Source organism: Stenotrophomonas sp. STK17_22, assembly GCF_051983905.1.
Classification (GTDB): Bacteria; Pseudomonadota; Gammaproteobacteria; order Xanthomonadales; family Xanthomonadaceae; genus Stenotrophomonas; species Stenotrophomonas maltophilia_A.
Genome location: NZ_CP197010.1, coordinates 1,022,835 through 1,042,230 on the forward strand (window position 1 = coordinate 1,022,835; position 19,396 = coordinate 1,042,230).

The window sequence follows — 19,396 nt, forward strand, 5'->3', positions numbered from 1 at the left end:
ATACCGCTATCGCAGACCATAGACTGTCATAAATAGCTCCTACAAGCATTCGCTAACCGAACGAGCTAGCCAGGATGTCAAACGAAAAGCTTGCAGATCTCACCCAGCCACAGCGCGACCGGCTCGCGTTCGTGGAGCTGCGCGTGCGCTTCATTGGGGAGATGCGTCGCCAGGACTTGGTCACGCGATTTGGCATTCAGTCCGCGGCGGCATCCAGGGACTTGGCTCTGTACAAAGAGCTGGCTCCCGGCAACATCGACTACGACGCCAAGGGCAAGTCCTACGTGCTGGGGCCTAGCTTTCAGCCCGTCTTCGACTTCCCGCCAGAGCGGGTGCTCTCATGGCTGACTCAGGGCTTCGGTGATGGCGAGCCAATGCGGCTCAAGGCATGGGTCGCCAGTGAAAGTCCGTCCCGGCTCACCCATCCTGACTTGGACATCCTGGCGCATGTGACCCGGGCAATCCATCAGGAAGGCCCGCTGAGCATCGAGTACCACTCCATCTCAAGCGGTCGCACGGAGCGCGAGATCGTTCCGTTTGCGCTGATCGACAACGGCCTGCGCTGGCACGTTCGCGCCTTCGATCGCAAGTCCCAGGACTTCCGGGACTTCGTCATCACCCGGATCAAACGTCCCGTCATCCTCAAGGACCAGTCAGTGGCTCCCCATGAGATGAGCGATCAAGACATTCAGTGGACCCGGATCGTCGAACTGGAGCTGGTGCCCCATCCAGATCAGCCCCGGCCCGAAATCACGGAAATGGACTACGGCATGCAGGGTGGCGCGCTGCACATGAAGCTGCGGGCCGCCACGGCCGGCTACATCCTGCGCAAGTGGAGTGTGGACTGTTCCCCTGACCATAGTTTGCGCGGCCCGGAGTACCGGCTTTGGTTGAAGGACCATCTCGCCATCTACGGCGTGCGCAATGCAGTGCTGGCGCCGGGGTATGCATCACCGAGTGCAGAAACGTCGATTGCTGGCTGAGCGGAAACGACCATGAAGCTGATCCAAAACACCGGAACACAGCGCGTCATCGACTTGATGAGGCCTCACCTCAAGCACGGCAACCGACTCGACTGTGTAACGCCTTCTTTTTCGCTCTACGCCTTTTCAGAAATCCGGGAGGCGTTGTCCGCTCTGGATCGAGTTCAATTGATCGTGCCTCCTGATAACGAGGCACTTGAACTCTTGGGTACGGAGGGCGACCGCGCTGCGCGTAATCGTTTGCAGGCACGCTGGTTGGCCAATCAATGCGCGAAATGGATCATTGAGAAAGTGGAGCTTCGGCGGGCATCAAAAGGGGTGCCGCAGGGAGCTGCCGTTATGCGTGGGCCGGACGGGGCTCCTGCGCAAGTGATTCTGGGTTCTTTTGCCTTCAACACGTCTGGCCTTGGCCTGACGCCGGGCAACCCGCTGAACCTGATCCAGGCATCAGAAACGGCCGACGAAGCCGCGCAGCTCGCCCAATGGTTTGATCACCAGTGGTCAGGCTTGCATGGTGCTGATGCCACCGACTCCAAAGGCCCGCGCAACGAGAGCGAGTCCATCCTTGAAGCACTGCAGGCCCTGGGTGAGCACCGCGATCCCTTCACCATCTACACCTTGATGCTGCATCGCCTGTTTCAGGGCAGCGGCGACGAGATGGACGAGGAGCGCATCGTCAAGTCCGCCACCGGCATTCGCAATACCGTGGTGTGGAAGAAGCTCTTCAAGTTCCAGCGCGATGGTGTGGTGGGTGCCATCGACAAGCTGAACCGCTTTGGCGGCTGCATCATCGCCGACAGCGTGGGTCTGGGCAAAACCTTCGAAGCCCTGGCCATCATCAAGTATCACGAACTGCGCAACGACCGCGTGCTGGTGCTGGCGCCCAAACGCCTGCGCGACAACTGGACACTTTATAAGGCCAATGACAAGCGCAACATCCTTGCCGCTGATCGGTTCAACTACGACGTGCTCAACCACACCGACCTGTCGCGTGATGGCGGCCTGTCGGGCGACATCGACCTGTCTCATGTGAACTGGGGCAACTACGACTTGGTAGTGATCGACGAGTCGCACAACTTCCGCAACAAGGCCACGCACAAGGGCAAGGAATCGCGCTACGACCGCCTGATGCGACGCATCATCCGTGAAGGCGTCAAGACCCGCGTACTGATGCTCTCGGCCACGCCGGTCAACAACCGCTTGGCCGACCTGCGCAACCAGATTGCCTTTGCCACCGAAGGCGACGACACCGCCCTGTTGGAACACGGCATCGCCAGCATCGAGGCCACGACCCGCAAGGCGCAGGCGCAGTTCAACCGCTGGCTGGCGCTGGACGAAGCTGAAAAGACTCCCAGTCAGTTGGTGGAGATGCTGGGCTTTGACTACTTCACCCTGCTGGACCATCTCACCATTGCCCGCTCCAGGCGGCATGTGGAGAAGTACTACGGCACCAGCGAGACCGGCCGCTTCCCCGACCGACTGCCGCCCATCAACATCAAGGCCGACGTAGACCTTGCGGGCGAGTTCCGTGCCATCCGCGACATCAACCAGGAGATCCGTCGGCTCACCCTTGCCAGCTACGCGCCGCTGCGCTATGTGCTGCCCCACAAACAGGCGGCCTACGACGCCAAGTACAGCACCCAGGTGCGTGGCGGCGAAGGTTTCTTCCGCCAGGCGGATCGTGAAGAAAGCCTGATCCACCTGCTGCGTGTGAACGTGCTAAAACGCATGGAAAGCTGTGTTTCGTCCTTCACCCTGACCGTACAGCGCCAACTCAAGGATGTAGAGAACACCCTGACACGCATCGAATCCCATGCCGAAGCGCTGGAGGAAATCGACATTGCCGACGCCGATATCGACGACCCGGCATTCGAGACCTTGTTGGTCGGGCGCAAGGTCAAGGTGCTGCTGGGCGATGTGGATCTGATTCGCTGGAAGCAGGACCTGCTGGAAGACCGCAACCGCCTGGCGACCCTGCTGGCGGCAGCGCGCCAAGTGGATGCCGCTCGCGATGCCAAGCTGGCAGCCTTGCGCGACATGATTGCCCGCAAATGCGCCCAGCCCATCAACAGCCACGATGGCAAAGCCAACCGCAAGATCATCGTGTTCACCGCCTTCTCGGACACGGCGCACTACCTCTACGCCCAGCTCGCCCCCTGGGCCAGGGATACGCTGGGCATGCATGCGGCGGTCGTCACCGGCAGCGCCGGCATCCAGGTCACGTTGCCGGGCCTGCGCAAAAGCATGGGCAATGTGCTTTCGGCCTTCGCGCCGCGCGCCAAGGAGCGCCCGCAAGACATGGCGGGTGAAGGCGAGATCGACTTGCTGATCGCCACCGATTGCATCTCCGAAGGGCAGAATCTGCAAGACTGCGACTGGCTGATCAACTACGACATTCACTGGAACCCGGTGCGCATCATCCAACGCTTCGGGCGTATCGATCGCATCGGCTCGCCCAACCAGCGCATCCAGTTGGTGAACTTCTGGCCCAACATGGAGCTGGAGGAATACATCAACCTGGAACAGCGCGTCAGCGGCCGCATGGTGCTGCTCGATGTCTCGGCCACCGGCGAAGAGAACCTGATCGAGCAACAGTCCGGCAACGCCATGAACGACCTGGAGTACCGGCGCAAGCAACTGCTCAAGTTGCAGGACACGGTGATCGACATGGAAGACCTGTCGACTGGCGTGGCGATCACCGACCTCACCCTGACCGACTTCCGCATCGACCTGGCGCAGTTCCTGAAAGCACACCCTGGCAAGCTGGACACCCAGCCGCTGGGTGCTTATGCGGTCACCACCACGCTGGATGCCGACATTCCGCCCGGCGTGATCTTCTGCCTGCAAGCCTGCGGCCCGGCAGCAAAGTCCGCAACAACGTCCGACTACCCGCTGGCGCCGCACTACCTGGTGCATGTCGGCGATGACAGCACCGTGTTGCTGCCGTACCCGCAGGCCAAGCGCATCCTGGATCGCCTCAAGCGCCTGGCGCTCGGGCGCGAACGGCCAGATGACAGTGCCTGCGCACGTTTCGACAAGGCAACCAAAGGCAGCGAAGACATGCGCCACGCCCAGAAGCTGCTCGCTGCGGCGGTGGCCTCCATCGCCGGGAAGCAAGAGGAACGGGCCGTGGCCAGCCTTTTCACGCCCGGTGGCACGCACGCCATGAAAGGCGAGTTCGCCGGCAGCGGCGACTTTGAGGTGGTGGCATTCCTCGTTGTGTTGCCCGATCAGCCAAGTATTTGATTACAAGGACCAGCATGAGCTTTCGCACCGCCGAACCTGCATTGAAAGATGTCCTCGATGGAATTGCATCGGGGCAAATCCAGCTTCCTGACTTCCAACGCAGCTGGGTGTGGGACGACAACCATATTCGGTCGTTGATCGCGAGCCTCTCGCTCTCTTACCCAATTGGTGCTGTCATGTTTCTGGAAGCAGGCGGGGTGCCATTCAAACCCCGACTGTTTGCCGGTGTGAACCTGCAGCCTGCGCCTGCTCCAAAGACCCTGGTGCTTGATGGTCAGCAACGCCTGACCTCCATGTACCTGGCGCTGCGCAGCGGCCAGCCGGTGCCGACACGCACGGAGAAAGGCGCGGATATTCGTCGTCTTTATTTCCTCGACATGAGCAAATGCCTGGATGAATCGGCGGACCGTGAAGATGCCGTACTCTCGGTGCCAGAGACGCTGCAAGTCACGTCGGATTTCGGCCGAAAGGTCGATCTGGACGTCAGTACGCCAGACCAGCAGTACAGCCAGCGGCTCTTTCCCGTGGCATTGTTGTTCGACATCCAAGGGTTCATGGCCTGGGAAAGCGGCTTCAGCGCGCACCATCAGTTCGCAGCGGAAGCCATGCAGTTCATGCAGAGGTTCCGCAACGAAATCTGGCTGCGCTTCCAACAGTTCAAGGTGCCCGCCATCGAACTGACCCAGGATACGCCACGCGAAGCCGTGTGCCAGGTGTTCGAGAAGGTCAATACCGGCGGTGTCACGCTCACCGTTTTCGAGCTGATGACGGCCACCTTCGCAGCCGATGAATTCAATCTGCGTGACGACTGGGAGGCCCGGCGGGAGCGGCTGACCGCCAAGCACGATGTGCTTACGGCAGTAGATGGCACCAGCTTTCTCACCGCAGTCACGCTGCTGGCCAGTTATCAAAGGCACAAAGCGCTTGGCACATCCGTCAGTTGCAAGCGTGCCGACGTGCTGAAGTTGCCGCTGGCGGACTTCAAGGCACTGGAATCCAATTTGGAGAAAGGCTTTAAGCGGGCAGCCGAGTTGCTGGCAGAGGAAAAAATCTTCGACGACCGAAGCCTGCCGTATGCCACGCAGCTCGTTCCGTTGTCGGCCATCTGTGCGCATCTGGCAGACCGCACGACGCAACATGGCGTCAAGCAAAAGCTGCTGCGCTGGTACTGGAGCGGTGTTCTGGGCGAGCTGTACGGCGGTGCCAACGAAACCCGTTTCGGCATGGACATTCAGGATGTGGTCGCCTGGGTCGAAGGCGGTAGCGAACCGCGTACGGTGCGCGACGCCAACTTTGCGCCAACGCGCCTGCTGTCTCTGCAAAGCCGCCTCGCAGCCGCCTACAAGGGGCTGGCCGCCTTGCTCATGAAGCACGGCGGTCGGGATTTCGTCAGCGGTACGCCGATCGACCTCAATACCTACTTCAACAACGCCATCGACATCCACCATGTGTTCCCCCGTGCCTGGTGCGAAAAGCAGAAATTGCCCAAGGAGAAATGGAACAGCGTGGTCAACAAGGCCCCACTGGCTGCTGGCACCAATCGTTTCATCAGCGGGGATGCGCCCAGCGTGTACCTCGCCCGCATCCAGAAAGCCAAGCAGGTGGCCCCCGATAGCCTGGACGAGTTTCTGCTCTCACACGTGATTCCGGTGCCTGCGCTGCGCTCGGATGACTTCGATGCGTTTGTCCGCCAACGCGCCACTGCACTGTTGAAGCTGATCGAGCAGGCCATGGGCAAAGCCATTGCCGGGCGCGACAGCGAAGAAACGGTCAAAGCATTCGGAGCGGCACTGTCGCCATGAGCAGGTCGGATGTCGTCAGTGCCCTGTGTCTTCCCGATAGCGCGCGGGTGGATCAGCGCGTGCCCAAGAAGCTGTTGCTGGAGAACGCTGCGCCCACCGCGTCTGACAAGCGCTTGATCTCCGATGCGATTGAAGACATCCAGTGGCTGGCCGCCCTGAAGCCCAACACCATCGGCGTGCCCGAATACCGCGATACGCAGCGCGAATACCTGGAGGTCGCGGTGCTGGCCGCCACCTTGCGCGGAGCCATCAAGCCAGCCAGCCTTTCACGCCTTGCAGAACTGGTGCATCGGGCCGTGCCTTACCCGGTGCTGTTGCTGCTGGATGAAAAACGGGCTGACGGGCCAACACTGACCCTCTCGCTGGCGCATAAGCGCTGGGCGCAGAACGAGGCGGGCAAGATCGTGCTCGACGGTGACGTGGTGTCGGCCTCGCTGTTTCAAGCAGCCGATGGCACACCTGGAGTTGATGCGAAGGCTGCTTTCCACATCGAGCGGAATTTCATGCAGTCGCTTGCGATTGCGCGTCAGCCCCAGGCTTCGCTACATGCCCTCTATGAAGGTTGGATCGAATGCATGCAGGCCCTGCACGCAGCGCGAAGGACGGGAATCTATCAAACCGCTGCAACACCCGAACAGACCGCGGCGCGACGACAGGCATTGATCGATTGCCAGCGGCTGGAAGGCGAAATCAGTCGCCTGCGGGCCGAGGCGGCCAAAGAAAAACAACTGGCGCGCCAGGTGGAACTGAATCTGACGCTCAAGCGCATCCAGTCCGAACTGGCCGCTGCACAACAACAGCTTTGAAGATTGAACGAATGACGGAGAAGACCATGGAAAAACTCACGGCAGCCAGCCCAGAAGCCCAATCCGCCGACCTGGTGGCGGGCAATATCGAACAGCTCAAGGCGCTGTTCCCGGAACTGCTCACGGAAGGCAAAGACGGCGTGGCCGTGAATGTGGACGTGCTCAAGGCGCTGGTGGGCGATGCCACCGTCACCGATGCCGACGAGAAGTACGGCCTCAACTGGCATGGCAAACGCCGCGCCCGCCAACTGGCGCTCACGCCCAGCACGGGCACGCTGCGCCCCTGCCCGCAAGACAGCGTGGACTGGGATACTACCCAGAACTTGATGATCGAGGGCGACAACCTCGAAGTGCTGAAGCTGCTGCAGAAGAGCTATGCCGGCAAGGTCAAGCTGATCTACATCGACCCGCCGTACAACACCGGCAAGGATTTTGTGTATCCGGATAATTTTCAGGACAACATCAAAAACTATCTGGAATTGACCGGGCAAATTGAAGGCGGACAGAAGATTAGCAGCAATACCGAAGCCAGTGGGCGGTTTCACACTGATTGGCTGAACATGATGTATCCGAGGTTGAAATTGGCCCGAAACCTTTTGAAGGACAATGGGTTCATTTTCATCAGCATTGATGACGGTGAGGTGGAAAATCTACGTAGAGCGTGCGATGAAATTTTTGGCGAGGAGAACTTCGTTGCGCAGCTCGTGTGGAAGTCTCGGGTAAGTGAAGACACGCGCGCTAAAACGGGCGTTTCTACCGACCATGAGTACATCGTTTGCTACTCACGGGGCGATCAGGTGGCTCTTCGTGGATCTGAAAAAGATATAGATAAATTTTCGAATCCAGACAACGATCCTAGGGGGCCATGGCGAAGCGCTGACCTTACCGGGCTGGCCACGAAAGAGTCTCGGCCTAACCTTCATTACGATCTAATTGACCCCAAAACGGGAATCAATTACGGCTGTCCCCAAAAAGGGTGGCGCTACGAAAGATCGACAATGTCTCAGAAGATAGACGAAGGACGGATATTGTTTCCTTCGAATGGTGACGGGCGTCCTCGTCACAAGCTGTTCTTGAATGAGATGCGAAGTCTTTACAAGAACATGAGTTCCGTAATCACGGAATTCAGCACGGCAGATGGAACGAGAGACGTGAATGGTCTTCTGGGCTCAGGAGTGTTTTCCTTCCCCAAGCCAACCGGGCTGGTAGCTAGCATTATTGAACAAGCTACGGAAGCGGAAGAAATCATCTTAGATTTTTTTGCAGGTTCAGGAACCTTGGGGCATGCAACGTTGCTTCGAAATGCTGCTGACTCAAGCAATAGGCGATTCGTATTGGTACAACTTCCGGAGCCATTGGACCCGACGACCGCAGATCAAAAGGTGGCTTCGGACTTCTGCGATAAGCTCGGAAAACCCCGCACCATCGCTGAGCTAACCAAAGAGCGCCTGCGTCGGGCTGCCGCCAAGGTCAAAGCCGACAACCCGATGTCTGCTGGCGATACTGGCTTCCGCGTGTTCAAGCTCGACACGTCGAATATTCGTGCCTGGAACCCGAAACCGGATGATCTGGAAGCCTCGCTGTTCGACCATCAGGACCACCTGCTCGAAGGCCGCAGCGAGGCTGATGTGCTCTATGAGCTGCTGCTCAAGCTCGGCCTTGACCTGATCGTACCCATCGAAAAGCGAAGCATCGAAAGGCTTGATGTGCATGCCGTGGGCGGCGGCGTGCTGCTGGCTTGCCTGGCCGAAAAGATCACCCGTGAGCAGGTGGAGCCACTGGCCCAAGGCATCATCACCTGGCACAAGGAACTGGCACCCGCCGGCGATACCACTTGCGTGTTCCGCGACAGCGCCTTTGCCGACGACGTGGCCAAAACCAACCTCGCCGCCATTCTGGAGCAGCACGGCATCCAGAACGTGCGCAGCTTATAAGGGGGCTCGCCATGAAACTGCACTTCGAGCCCAACCTCGACTACCAGATGCAGGCCATAGAGGCCGTGTGCGATCTTTTCCGCGGTCAGGAGATTTGCCGCACCGAATTCACGGTGACCATGAAACTGCCCGATGGAGCGCAGATGTCACTGGGCGTGGCGCAGTCCGACCTTGGCGTTGGCAACCGCTTGACGCTGCTGGACGACGAACTGCTCAAGAACCTCGCGGACATTCAGTTGCGTGGTGGCCTGCCGCCTTCCGGCGCGCTGACGTCCGGCGACTTCACGGTGGAGATGGAGACCGGCACCGGCAAGACCTATGTGTACCTGCGCTCAATCTTCGAGCTGAACAAGCGCTATGGCTTTACCAAGTTCGTGATCGTGGTGCCGTCGGTAGCGATCAAGGAAGGCGTTTACAAAACCCTGCAAATCACCGAGGAGCACTTCAAGGGGATCTACGCGGGTGTGCCCTTCGATTACTTCCTGTACGACTCGGCCAAGCCCGGGCCGGTGCGCAACTTCGCCACCAGCGCCAACATCCAGATCATGGTGGTGACGGTGGGTGCTATCAACAAGAAGGATGTGAACAACCTCTACAAAGAGAGCGAGAAAACCGGCGGCGAGAAGCCCATCGACCTGATCAAGGCAACCCGGCCGATCATCATCGTGGATGAACCGCAAAGCGTGGACGGCGGCCTGGAAGGTCGTGGCAAGGAAGCACTGGACGCCATGAGCCCGCTCTGCACGCTGCGCTACTCCGCCACCCATGTGGACAAGCACCACATGGTGTTCCGCCTGGATGCCGTGGATGCGTACGAGCGCAAGCTGGTCAAGCAGATCGAGGTGGCATCGGCCACGGTTGAGGATGCGCACAACAAGCCTTTCGTGCGCCTGGTGAAGGTGGAAAACAAGCGCGGCCGCATCAGCGCCAAGATCGAGCTGGATAAACAAGCCGCCACTGGCGTGCAGCGGGTGGAGGTGACGGTCAGCGATGGCGACGACCTTCAGCAGAGCGCCGATGGCCGCGCGATCTATGCCGATTTTCGGGTGGGCGAGATCAATACGGCCAAGGGCGAAGAGTTCATGGAACTGCGCTACCCCGGCGGCGAAGTGTTCTTGCAGCCTGGCCAAGCCCACGGTGATGTGGATGCGCTGGCCGTGCAACGCGAGATGATCCGCCGCACGATCAAGGAGCACCTGGACAAGGAAAAGCACCTGCGCCCATTGGGGATCAAGGTGCTCAGCCTGTTCTTCATCGACGCGGTGGACAAGTACCGTCAGTACGATGCGGACGGCCAGCCGGTCAAGGGCGTGTATGCGCAGATGTTCGAGGAGGAATATCGCCGTGCCGCCAAGTTACCGGCCTACCAGAGCTTGTTTGCCGAGATCGATCTGGCGTCCGCCGCCGAAGAGGTGCACAACGGCTATTTCTCCATCGACAAGAAGGGCGGCTGGACCGACACCGCCGAGAACAATGCGGGTAACCGGGAGAACGCCGAGCGCGCCTACAACCTGATCATGAAGGAGAAGGAGAAGCTGCTGTCCTTCAGCACGCCGCTGAAGTTTATCTTCTCCCACTCCGCGCTCAAGGAAGGCTGGGACAACCCCAACGTGTTCCAGATTTGCACCTTACGCGACATTCAGACCGAGCGCGAGCGTCGCCAGACCATTGGTCGCGGCCTGCGCCTGTGCGTCAACCAGGATGGCGAGCGGGTGCGCGGCTTCGAGGTCAACACCCTGACAGTGGTGGCCACGGAAAACTACGAACAGTTTGCCGAAAACCTGCAAAAGGAAATCGAGAAAGACACGGGCATCCGCTTTGGCATCGTGGAGCCGCACCAATTTGCCGCCATTGCCGTGACCGGCGCTGATGGGCATGCCGCACCGCTAGGCATGGAGCAATCGAAGGCACTGTGGGAGCACCTGAAAGCCGCCGGCCATATCGATGTCAAGGGCAAGGTGCAGGATTCACTGAAAACGGCGCTGAAGAACGGCACCTTGGAGCTGCCAGCCGAGTTTGATGCACAGAAAGCCCAGATTTTCGAAGTGCTGCGCAAGGTGTCGGGCCGGCTCGACATCAAGAATGCCGATGAACGCAGGCAAGTGCCGCTGCGCAAGGGCAAAGATGGCAAGGCCGTTTATCTGAGTGACGAGTTCAAGACACTGTGGGACCGCATCAAGCACCAAACAACGTACCGCGTGCAGTTCGATAACGCCAAGCTGGTGAGGGATTGCATCGCAGCGTTGCAGAAGGCTCCGGTGATTGCCAAAGCGCGGCTGCAATGGCGCAAGGCCGACATCTCTATCGGCAAGGCCGGTGTCGCCGCGACGGAGAAAGCGGGCGCGGCGACCGTGGTGCTGGACGAGGCGGATATCGAGCTGCCGGATTTGCTGACCGACCTGCAGGACCGCACCCAGCTCACCCGGCGCACCATCGTCAGCATCCTGACGGGAAGCGGCCGCCTTGACGACTTCAAGCGCAATCCGCAGCAGTTCATCGAATTGACCGCCGAAACCATCAACCGTTGCAAGCGCTTGGCCCTGGTCGATGGCATCAAGTACCAGAAGCTCGGCGACCAGCATATCTATGCGCAGGAGCTGTTCGAGAAGGAAGAGCTCACCGGCTATCTCAAGAACATGCTGCTGGATACCCAGAAGTCAATCTATGAGCACGTGGTGTACGACTCGACCACCGAGCGGGACTTCGCCGATGGGCTGGAGAAGAACGACGCCATCAAGCTCTACGCCAAGCTTCCAGGCTGGTTCAAAGTGCCCACGCCGCTGGGTACCTACAACCCCGACTGGGCCGTGTTGGTGGAAGAAGACGGCACCCAGCACCTGTACTTTGTAGTGGAAACCAAGAGCAGCCTGTTCACCGATGACCTGCGCGACAAGGAAAGCGCCAAGATCGAATGCGGCAAGGCGCATTTCACTGCGCTGGGGGTTGGTGAGAACCCAGCCCGGTATGTAGTGGCGCGCTCGGTTGACGATCTTTTGACCGAGGCGGCAAAAGGATAGGTTCTGTCGCTGTCACGGAGAGAGACGACACAAAACACAAGGAGCAGAAGTCCGAAATGAAGATCCAATCCGTTCGCATCCGAAACTTTCGCACGTTGAAAGACGTGACGATTCCGTTCGATTCCGTCACGACCTTCATTGGGCCGAACGGTGCCGGCAAGTCGACGGTGCTTCGTGCGCTCGACTGGTTCTTCAACGGCAAACCTGGGGCGCTGACGGAGAAGGATTGCTCTTTTGGGGCGACTGACGAAGACATTGAGGTTCAGGTCACCTTTGCAGATCTCACCGAGAAGGATCGCGAGGCACTTGGCAAGTACGCACCGGAAGGAGTCGCCACGTTCACCGCATGGAAGCGCCGATCCCCTGATGGCGCCGATGTGCTCTCCGCCAATGCAAAGGGATTCCCGGCTTTCAATGCCATCAAGGCGGCAGGCGGTGCGACTGCGAAGAAAGAGCTGTATGCCACTCTCCGGCGCGAGCGACCGGAGCTTGATCTTCCTGCGGCGAATACTGGTCCAGCCGTTGATCAGGCAATGACAACTTGGGAGGCGGCTCACACTGATCAATTGCTCGATGCGCTCGAGGCTTTGCAAACCAATTTCTTCGGTTTCAATAGTGGCGGCAAGATGAGCGGGCTATTTGACTTCGTGTTGGTGACGGCTGACCTTCGGGCAAGTGAGGAGTCGATCGATGGCAAGGCAAGCATCATCGGCCGAATCCTGGAGCGCTCGATTGACCGAACTGCTGCTGATGAGGCGATCGCGGAAATCGTTGCGGAGTCACGGGCAAAGCAGCAACTGGTCTATGAGGAGAAGTTCAAGGGGCAGCTTGGAACCATCACGACGCAGCTCAACGAGGTTGTCACAACCTATGCGCCAGGCCGGGCAATCATGGTTTCTCCGGCTGAAGTGGAACTCAAGGCACCTCGCACGACGTTCGACGTGGCCGTGCTCGACGGCACCACCGAGACTGCGGTGGAGCGGCAGGGACACGGCTTTCAGCGCACGCTGCTGATTTCGGCTCTGCAACTCTTGGCGCAGTCGGGCGCAGCCTCGGCCGAGGGAGTCATCTGCCTGGCGATCGAGGAGCCAGAACTTTTCCAGCACCCGATCCAGGCGCAGACTTTTGCGAAGGTGCTCAGGTCGCTCGCCGAAGACGCTGGCAAGCGCATCCAGGTGACCTATGCGACGCATAGCCCCTACTTCCTGGAGGCTCGACATTTCCATCAAATCAGACGGCTGACGAGATCCGCTGACGAAGTCCCGGTGGTGACGGTCCACTTTGCCACGGTTGAGGATGTGAAGGCCAGGCTGAATAGAACAGTAGATGGTGATGTGGTCGATCGCAGGCTCGACCACAACGTGGCTGACCAGCTTGCGATAGCGCTCTTCGCGAATCGGGCATTTCTTGTGGAGGGGACAACCGAATCTGCTGTGTTCTACGGCATTGGGGATAGAACTTCCCCCGGTGCCCTTGAAGCAGCAGGAATTTCGATCGTTTCTGTGGGCAGCAAGGCATCGATACCACTCGCGCATGCGATTTTGAAATCTATTGGTGTGCCAGTCTACGCACTGTTTGATGCAGACGGTGGATTCGAAGCGCGGGCCAAAGCCAAGAACAAAAAGCAAGATGACATAGATCGTGAGCTCAACAATCACGCGGTAGAGAACCGCAGGTTAATGCGGTACTTCGGCTTGCCTGAAGAAGATTTTCCATCCGCCACCATTTCTGACGTCGCGGCCATATTTGATGACCACCTCGAATCATTCCTTTCGGAAAACTGGAGGGAGTGGATGGTCGCTTGCAGAAGTGTTGAGGATGCTGCCGGGATAAGTCTCTCTAAGAACCAGCTAGCTTATCGATCGGCAACGCTTCGGTCGGATGGGGTAGTGCCGGAAATGCTTATGCAGATATTGGCTAAGGTGAGGTGTACAGCCTAGTAAGAAGAATGCCCGGCGGCTGCCGGGCATTTTTTGTGTTCGATGTGTAACGATCATCGCCAGGTAATGTTGCGCGATCGAGAGAACATCTTCATGCAATTGATGAACGTGGTCTTGCCGCCGCATAGCTCGATCAGGCCACGTTGCTCCATCCGCAGAAGGGCAGCACGCAAGCGATTGCTTGGAAGGCCTAGCAACAGCCCTATGTGCTCCGTGGGAACCTCCTTGTAGTCGATAGAGAAGCGGTGGGCCGCCAGGTGTTCGATGACGGCCTCCACGTCGTCCTCTTGTTGGGGCAGAGGTGGTGGTGGGACGAACACCAGCTCATACTGGGTGGCGTGCCAGAAAACAAGATCCCAGGCACGCTCGAGACATGAGATCGATACGTAGTGGGTCTGGCTTTCCCAGACGTGGAAGACTGCAGCCAGGCGAGCGGTCAGGTTGAGCATCTTCGAGACGAAGTCGGCGATATGCGCGAGCTGTCCGAACTTGAGATTGTGAGTGATGCGGCACAGCTCGTCCCAGTAGCCCAGCGCGTCAGGTGCGAAGGCCAGTTCGATGGGGGCAATGCCGCCGGCCTCCTGGTTGTCCTGGTGCAGGTCGTAAAGCTCCTCGAGCACCTCGTGGAGATTCGAAAGAGCCTCGTCATCGTCACCCGCGGGTGCGTATCGATTGCCCATGGGCGACGGCTGGGCGACGCAGACGAGGAAACGCGCGAAGAAGCCGAGCCTGACGGCCTTGTGCTCGGTGTACTCATTGCGCTTGAACCGGGGGCGGAACGGCTCGATCGCAGCGGACTGCGCCAGCAAGCCGAATGTGCCACGTGGTTGGCTGGCATAGAGATGCTTCTTCTTCTCTCGCCGAAATTCCAGCGGCTTGCCGTCGATCAGATCAACCAGTTCCGACACGTGGCGCATCAAGCTGGAGCTCAGCAGCTTGTCACCTTCGTCGGTAAGGAAATCGACTGCTTCGTACTCGCCATCCAGCTGGTGAAGCAGGCTTTCCAGGTCAAGGTTGCTCGCGAGACGCGGCCGGTGTTTGGGGGCCGCCGTGGTCGTGCGGTGCAGCTCGGCCAGCGTCGCAAGAAGATCCTGCGCGGTCTCCTGCTTGCGCAGGCAGCGCGCGATCTCGGCCTTCAGGAGCTTGATATGGAACTTTTGCTCGGCCGACGCGGCGCTCGCTTCGGTCCGCGCGACCTCATACCGAGCGAAGCTGTCTCGAGCGTGGTCCTTGAGCGGCTGGATCATGCACTCGTGTACCGGGCTCTTACTTCCACCAACATCGGCGATACACAGCGTGTTGACGCCGATGGGAATGGGTGTCCAGTTGGGCGGTGACATTACGTAGAGAGGAGCAACCGCGGAGGACAACACCGACAGCATGTGCGTTCGGACCATGGCGGGGCAGGCTTCTGGGGTCTTGGCGCACACTGCCTTTGCAGCAGCTGCGGCCAGCGGCGGGAGCATGCCGAAGTTGTAGTCGGGTGCCTGAAAGGTCGTGAGCGGGGCAGGCATGTTCACGCCGCGGCCCCATCGAGACGGGCGCTGGGCGCGGCTGCGAGCGGGTGGGGGGATCCTTCGATCGATGCCGGGTCCTCCCCGTCATTGGTGGGCGGCTCCGGCTCGGCCTTTGCGAGCCGCCCGCGCAGCTCCTTGAGTTTCGCCGGATAGAACTTCTCCCGGAGCCCCAGGGAATTGATCAGGTCAATCAATTCCTTGTCGCTGATGCCGTCGGTCTTTGCTGACAGGATCATCGGCTTGATGAGCGTGAGGAGCCGTTCGGCGTCTTTCTTGTCTTTGAGTGCCTGGTACGCCGCGGTGAACTGCGCGGCCATTTCGTTAACCGTGCCGGGTGGCATGTGCTTGTCCTCGATCGGGACAGCCGGGGTGGCCGTCCTCAGGGGACATGCTGGGCAGGTACGAGGAAATTGAATAAGGAGCGGATTTCGGCAAGTGATCCAGAAACCACTCCGGAAATTCCTGGCGAGCGGGGCTGGCCATTGTCAGCAAAAGGTCGGTAAGGCGGCCGCGGCAGAGTCCGGTAGGCCAAGTGCATTAGGCTGGAGTCGCGCACGTTTCGCATGAAGGCAGTGGGTAGTGCAGCCGTCATGGGTTTCCGCGGCTTCCCGATGCACAGCGCGGCGCAAAGAGCCCCAACCACAGTCAACTTGCTGTGGCATACTGGATGGCATACCAGGTCGGGCAGAAAAGAAAAAAGCCCCTTAAAATCAGGGGCTTAGTTCGAATATCTGGCGGAGAGAGGGGGATTCGAACCCCCGAAGCGCGGTTTAGACGCTTACACACTTTCCAGGCGTGCTCCTTCAACCACTCGGACACCTCTCCGGATCCCTGCCATCGGCAAACGCCTCAGCAGGGGCGCAGATTCTAGCGGGCCGCGCGGCACTTCACAAGCACCCCGGTCAGGAACCTGCGAAGGACGTGCCGGAGGCGAGGGGGCTGGACAGGCATGGCACAATGGAACATCCGATGGAAAACGGTGGCCTGATGTCCTATCTCGTCCTTGCCCGCAAGTGGCGTCCGAAGCGTTTTGCCGAGCTGGTGGGCCAGGAACACGTGGTCCGTGCGCTCAGCAACGCGCTGGACAGCGGCCGGGTCCACCATGCGTTCCTGTTCACCGGTACCCGCGGCGTGGGCAAGACCACCATCGCGCGCATCTTCGCCAAGTCGCTGAACTGCGAGCAGGGCACCAGCGCAGACCCATGCGGCCAGTGCGCGGCCTGCCTGGACATCGACGCTGGCCGCTACATCGACCTGCTGGAAATCGACGCCGCGTCCAACACCGGTGTGGATGACGTGCGCGAGGTGATCGAGAACGCGCAGTACATGCCCTCGCGTGGCAAGTACAAGGTCTACCTGATCGACGAAGTGCACATGCTGTCCAAGGCGGCGTTCAACGCGCTGCTGAAGACGCTGGAAGAGCCGCCGGAGCACGTGAAGTTCCTGCTGGCCACCACCGACCCGCAGAAGCTGCCGGTCACCGTGCTCAGCCGCTGCCTGCAGTTCAACCTCAAGCGCCTGGACGAGGATCAGATCCAGGGCCAGATGACCCGCATCCTGGCGGCTGAGGAAATCGAGGCCGACGGCAGCGCCATCGTGCAGCTGGCCAAGGCCGCCGACGGCAGCCTGCGTGACGGCCTGTCGCTGCTGGACCAGGCGATCGCCTACGCCGGCGGCGCGCTGCGCGAGGACGTGGTGCGCACCATGCTGGGCACGGTCGACCGCACCCAGGTGGCAGCGATGCTCGATGCGCTGGCCGAAGGCGATGGTCCGCGCCTATTGCAGGTGGTGGCTGCGCTGGCGGAGTTCTCGCCGGACTGGAGCGGCGTACTGGAAGCGCTGGCCGAAGGCCTGCATCGCATCCAGGTGCAGCAGCTGGTACCGGGTGCCGCAGCGGCTGCCGAAGGCCTGGATGCGACGGTGTTCGCCGAACGCCTGCGTCCGGAAGTGGTGCAGCTCTGGTATCAGATGGCCTTGAACGGCCGTCGCGACCTGCCGCTGGCACCTAGCCCGCGCGCGGGCTTTGAAATGGCTGTGCTGCGCATGCTGGCGTTCCGCCCGGCCGCGGCGGTCCCGCCGGTGCCGAAGTCGGTGGATGGTGCAGGCAATGCGCCGGGTGGCAATACTGCCGGTGGTGGCAGCGGTACGGGTACCCACGAAGCGACGCCGGCGACTGCCGCCGCTTCGGCAAGCCCGGCCGTGGTGGCGCAGGTGGCCGCTCCGGTGCAGGCCGCGCCGCGCGAACCTGAACCCGAACCTGAGCCGGCCCCACGACCCGAACCGGACCCGACCCCGGAGCCCGAGCCGGTTCCGGTGGAAGAGCCGGTGTCACCGCCGCCGGTGAAGGCCGAAGCAGCGGCACCGGCATCCGTTGAAGCCGAAGCGGGCGACGACCCGCCGCCGTGGGCCACCGACGAAGCCGAGGCGCGTGACGAGGCGCTGGCGGCCGAGATGGCTGGGCCGGACGCTGCCATGGTGGCGCCCTGGCATGAACCGCCAGCTCCCGTCGCGGCTCCCAGCGAGCCTGCGCCGCCCGAGCGCCCGTTCCGCACTGAAGGCATTGCCATCCCGCCGGCCGAGCCGGCCCCGGCACGTGATGCCGTGCCGCAGGAAGGTGTGAGCGACCTGGCCAGCGCCGAGGACTGGCTCGATCTGGTCGCCAACAGTGGCCTGAGCGGCCCGTCGCGGCAGCTGGCCGCCAACGCTGCCTTCATCAGTTGCCAGCACGGGACCTTGAAACTGGGCCTTTCGCCCGGATTTGAATACCTGCGCTCGGAGCGCGCGCTGGCCGCCCTGGGCGAGATGCTGGAGAAGGCCCTCGGCCAGGCGCCGAAGATCGTGGTCGAGACCGTGGAAACCGAACACGTTCCGGCCGAGACCCTGCACCAGCGCGCCGACCGCCAGCGTAGTGAGCGGCAGCAGGTGGCAGAGGCCGTTTTCATGGACGACCCGGAAGTGCAGGTGCTGATCCAACAGCACGGTGCCCGGGTTGTTTCCGATTCCATCCGTTCTTTTGACGAGTAAGACACCATGCGCGGAAACATCGCCCAACTGATGCAGCAGGCCCAGAAGATGCAGGAAAACCTGCAGAAGGCCCAGGAAGAAATCGCCAAGATCGAAGTGACCGGCAGCGCCGGCGGCGGCATGGTCAGCGTGACCTTGACCGGTGCCAAGGAATGCCGCAAGGTGCGCATCGACCCGTCGCTGACCAGCGACCCGGAGATGCTGGAAGACCTGATCGCCGCCGCCTTCAATGATGCGTCGAACAAGATCGATGCCGAGTCGAAGTCGAAGATGGGGTCGGCCACCGCCGGCATGCAGCTGCCGCCGGGCATGAAGCTGCCGTTCTGATTTTCAGCGTGGCGTGGCACCCGTGTAACCGGGTGCCACGGATCCCGTAGAGTCGAGCTTGCTCGACTGCTCCAACCTTCAGCCGAGCATGGCTCGACTCTACAGACAGCTGTCGAGCGTGCTCGACGCCATGAAAGCATGCCGCCGTGTCCGCACCCCTGCTTGAACAATTGATCGACGCATTGCGGGTGCTGCCTGGCGTCGGCCAGAAGACTGCGCAGCGCATGGCCTATCACCTGCTCGAGCGCGAGCGCGAAGGTGGCCAGCGTCTGGCCGAGACACTGGCATTGGCGGTGGAGCGAATCGGCCACTGCGTGCAGTGCCGCGATTTCAGCGAAACCGAGCTGTGCCCGACCTGTGCCAACGGCAGCCGCGAGCGCAGCCAGCTGTGCGTGGTCGAATCGCCGGCCGACCGCCTGGCCATCGAGAACGCCACCGGCTTCCGCGGTGTCTACTTCGTGCTGCAGGGGCGGCTGTCGCCGCTCGATGGCATCGGCCCGCGCGAGCTGGGCCTGGAGCAATTGGAGCGACGGTTGGCCGAAGGCGAGGTGCAGGAGCTGATCATCGCCACCAGCGCCACTGTGGAGGGGGAGGCCACCGCGCATTACCTGGCGCAGCTGGCGCGCGCACGCAAGGTGCAGCCCAGCCGCCTGGCGCAGGGCCTGCCGCTGGGCGGCGAACTGGAATACGTCGATCGCGGCACGCTCTCGCACGCGTTCGGAACGCGCAGCGAATTCCGCGATTGAATGCCGGCCGGGCATCCCCCGGCGCGGCCGGCCTACAATGCGGATGACATCCCC

The 19,396-nt window shown here is 60.8% G+C and carries 12 protein-coding genes and 1 tRNA gene; 10 read left to right on the forward strand and 3 right to left on the reverse strand.

The features are described from left to right. Positions 1 to 74: 74 nt before the first annotated feature. From ACSYS9_RS04605 to ACSYS9_RS04635, 7 genes are read left to right on the forward strand one after another with little or no spacing between them, the layout of a single operon-like run. Positions 75 to 983 carry a transcriptional regulator gene (locus ACSYS9_RS04605; protein WP_043033692.1) on the forward strand — a complete coding sequence of 303 codons (909 nt, stop codon included), beginning with the start codon at positions 75 to 77 and terminating at the stop codon, positions 981 to 983. A 12-nt stretch (positions 984 to 995) separates the two neighbouring features. Next, positions 996 to 4,229 carry a helicase-related protein gene (locus tag ACSYS9_RS04610; protein WP_440568835.1) on the forward strand — a complete coding sequence of 1,078 codons (3,234 nt, stop codon included), beginning with the start codon at positions 996 to 998 and terminating at the stop codon, positions 4,227 to 4,229. A 14-nt stretch (positions 4,230 to 4,243) separates the two neighbouring features. Continuing rightward, positions 4,244 to 6,031 (forward strand): DUF262 domain-containing protein, encoded by a 1,788-nt coding sequence (locus tag ACSYS9_RS04615; protein WP_043033690.1) that lies wholly within the window; start codon positions 4,244 to 4,246, stop codon positions 6,029 to 6,031. 59 nt (positions 6,032 to 6,090) lie between these two features. Next, on the forward strand, positions 6,091 to 6,837 hold the full coding sequence (locus tag ACSYS9_RS04620) for a DUF4391 domain-containing protein (protein WP_440568837.1): 747 nt from the start codon (positions 6,091 to 6,093) through the stop codon (positions 6,835 to 6,837). Positions 6,838 to 6,863: 26 nt separating this feature from the next. Next, positions 6,864 to 8,771: a site-specific DNA-methyltransferase gene (locus tag ACSYS9_RS04625; RefSeq protein WP_043033791.1), complete on the forward strand. Its 1,908-nt coding sequence runs from the start codon at positions 6,864 to 6,866 to the stop codon at positions 8,769 to 8,771. Between the two features lie 11 nt (positions 8,772 to 8,782). Next, the gene (locus ACSYS9_RS04630; protein WP_043033688.1) at positions 8,783 to 11,788 is read left to right on the forward strand and encodes a type III restriction-modification system endonuclease; all 3,006 of its coding nucleotides are present in this window, start codon (positions 8,783 to 8,785) and stop codon (positions 11,786 to 11,788) included. A 56-nt stretch (positions 11,789 to 11,844) separates the two neighbouring features. Then, a complete protein-coding gene (locus tag ACSYS9_RS04635) occupies positions 11,845 to 13,728 on the forward strand; it encodes an ATP-dependent nuclease (RefSeq protein ID WP_043033687.1) in 1,884 nt (627 codons plus the stop codon). Between the two features lie 53 nt (positions 13,729 to 13,781). Here the strand turns inward: ACSYS9_RS04635 and ACSYS9_RS04640 are convergent, their stop codons facing one another. The 3 genes from ACSYS9_RS04640 to ACSYS9_RS04650 all read right to left on the reverse strand — a co-directional run bounded on the left by ACSYS9_RS04640 (position 13,782) and on the right by ACSYS9_RS04650 (position 16,070). After that, positions 13,782 to 15,242: a YfjI family protein gene (locus ACSYS9_RS04640; protein ID WP_233489858.1), complete on the reverse strand. Its 1,461-nt coding sequence runs from the start codon at positions 15,240 to 15,242 to the stop codon at positions 13,782 to 13,784. A gap of 2 nt (positions 15,243 to 15,244) precedes the next feature. Then, a complete protein-coding gene (locus ACSYS9_RS04645; RefSeq protein ID WP_233489850.1) occupies positions 15,245 to 15,562 on the reverse strand; it encodes a hypothetical protein in 318 nt (105 codons plus the stop codon). A 415-nt stretch (positions 15,563 to 15,977) separates the two neighbouring features. Then, positions 15,978 to 16,070, reverse strand: a tRNA-Ser gene (locus ACSYS9_RS04650). A gap of 162 nt (positions 16,071 to 16,232) precedes the next feature. Here ACSYS9_RS04650 and dnaX point away from each other — a divergent pair. The 3 genes from dnaX (at position 16,233) to recR (ending at position 19,342) form a co-directional block, all read left to right on the forward strand. Further along, positions 16,233 to 18,269 carry a DNA polymerase III subunit gamma/tau gene (gene dnaX, locus ACSYS9_RS04655; protein ID WP_071228087.1) on the forward strand — a complete coding sequence of 679 codons (2,037 nt, stop codon included), beginning with the start codon at positions 16,233 to 16,235 and terminating at the stop codon, positions 18,267 to 18,269. A gap of 6 nt (positions 18,270 to 18,275) precedes the next feature. Further along, positions 18,276 to 18,596 (forward strand): YbaB/EbfC family nucleoid-associated protein, encoded by a 321-nt coding sequence (locus ACSYS9_RS04660; RefSeq protein WP_005408298.1) that lies wholly within the window; start codon positions 18,276 to 18,278, stop codon positions 18,594 to 18,596. A 146-nt stretch (positions 18,597 to 18,742) separates the two neighbouring features. Next, positions 18,743 to 19,342, forward strand: a complete 600-nt coding sequence (recR, locus tag ACSYS9_RS04665; protein WP_005408299.1) for a recombination mediator RecR — start codon at positions 18,743 to 18,745, stop codon at positions 19,340 to 19,342. The last annotated feature ends 54 nt before the right edge of the window (positions 19,343 to 19,396 follow it).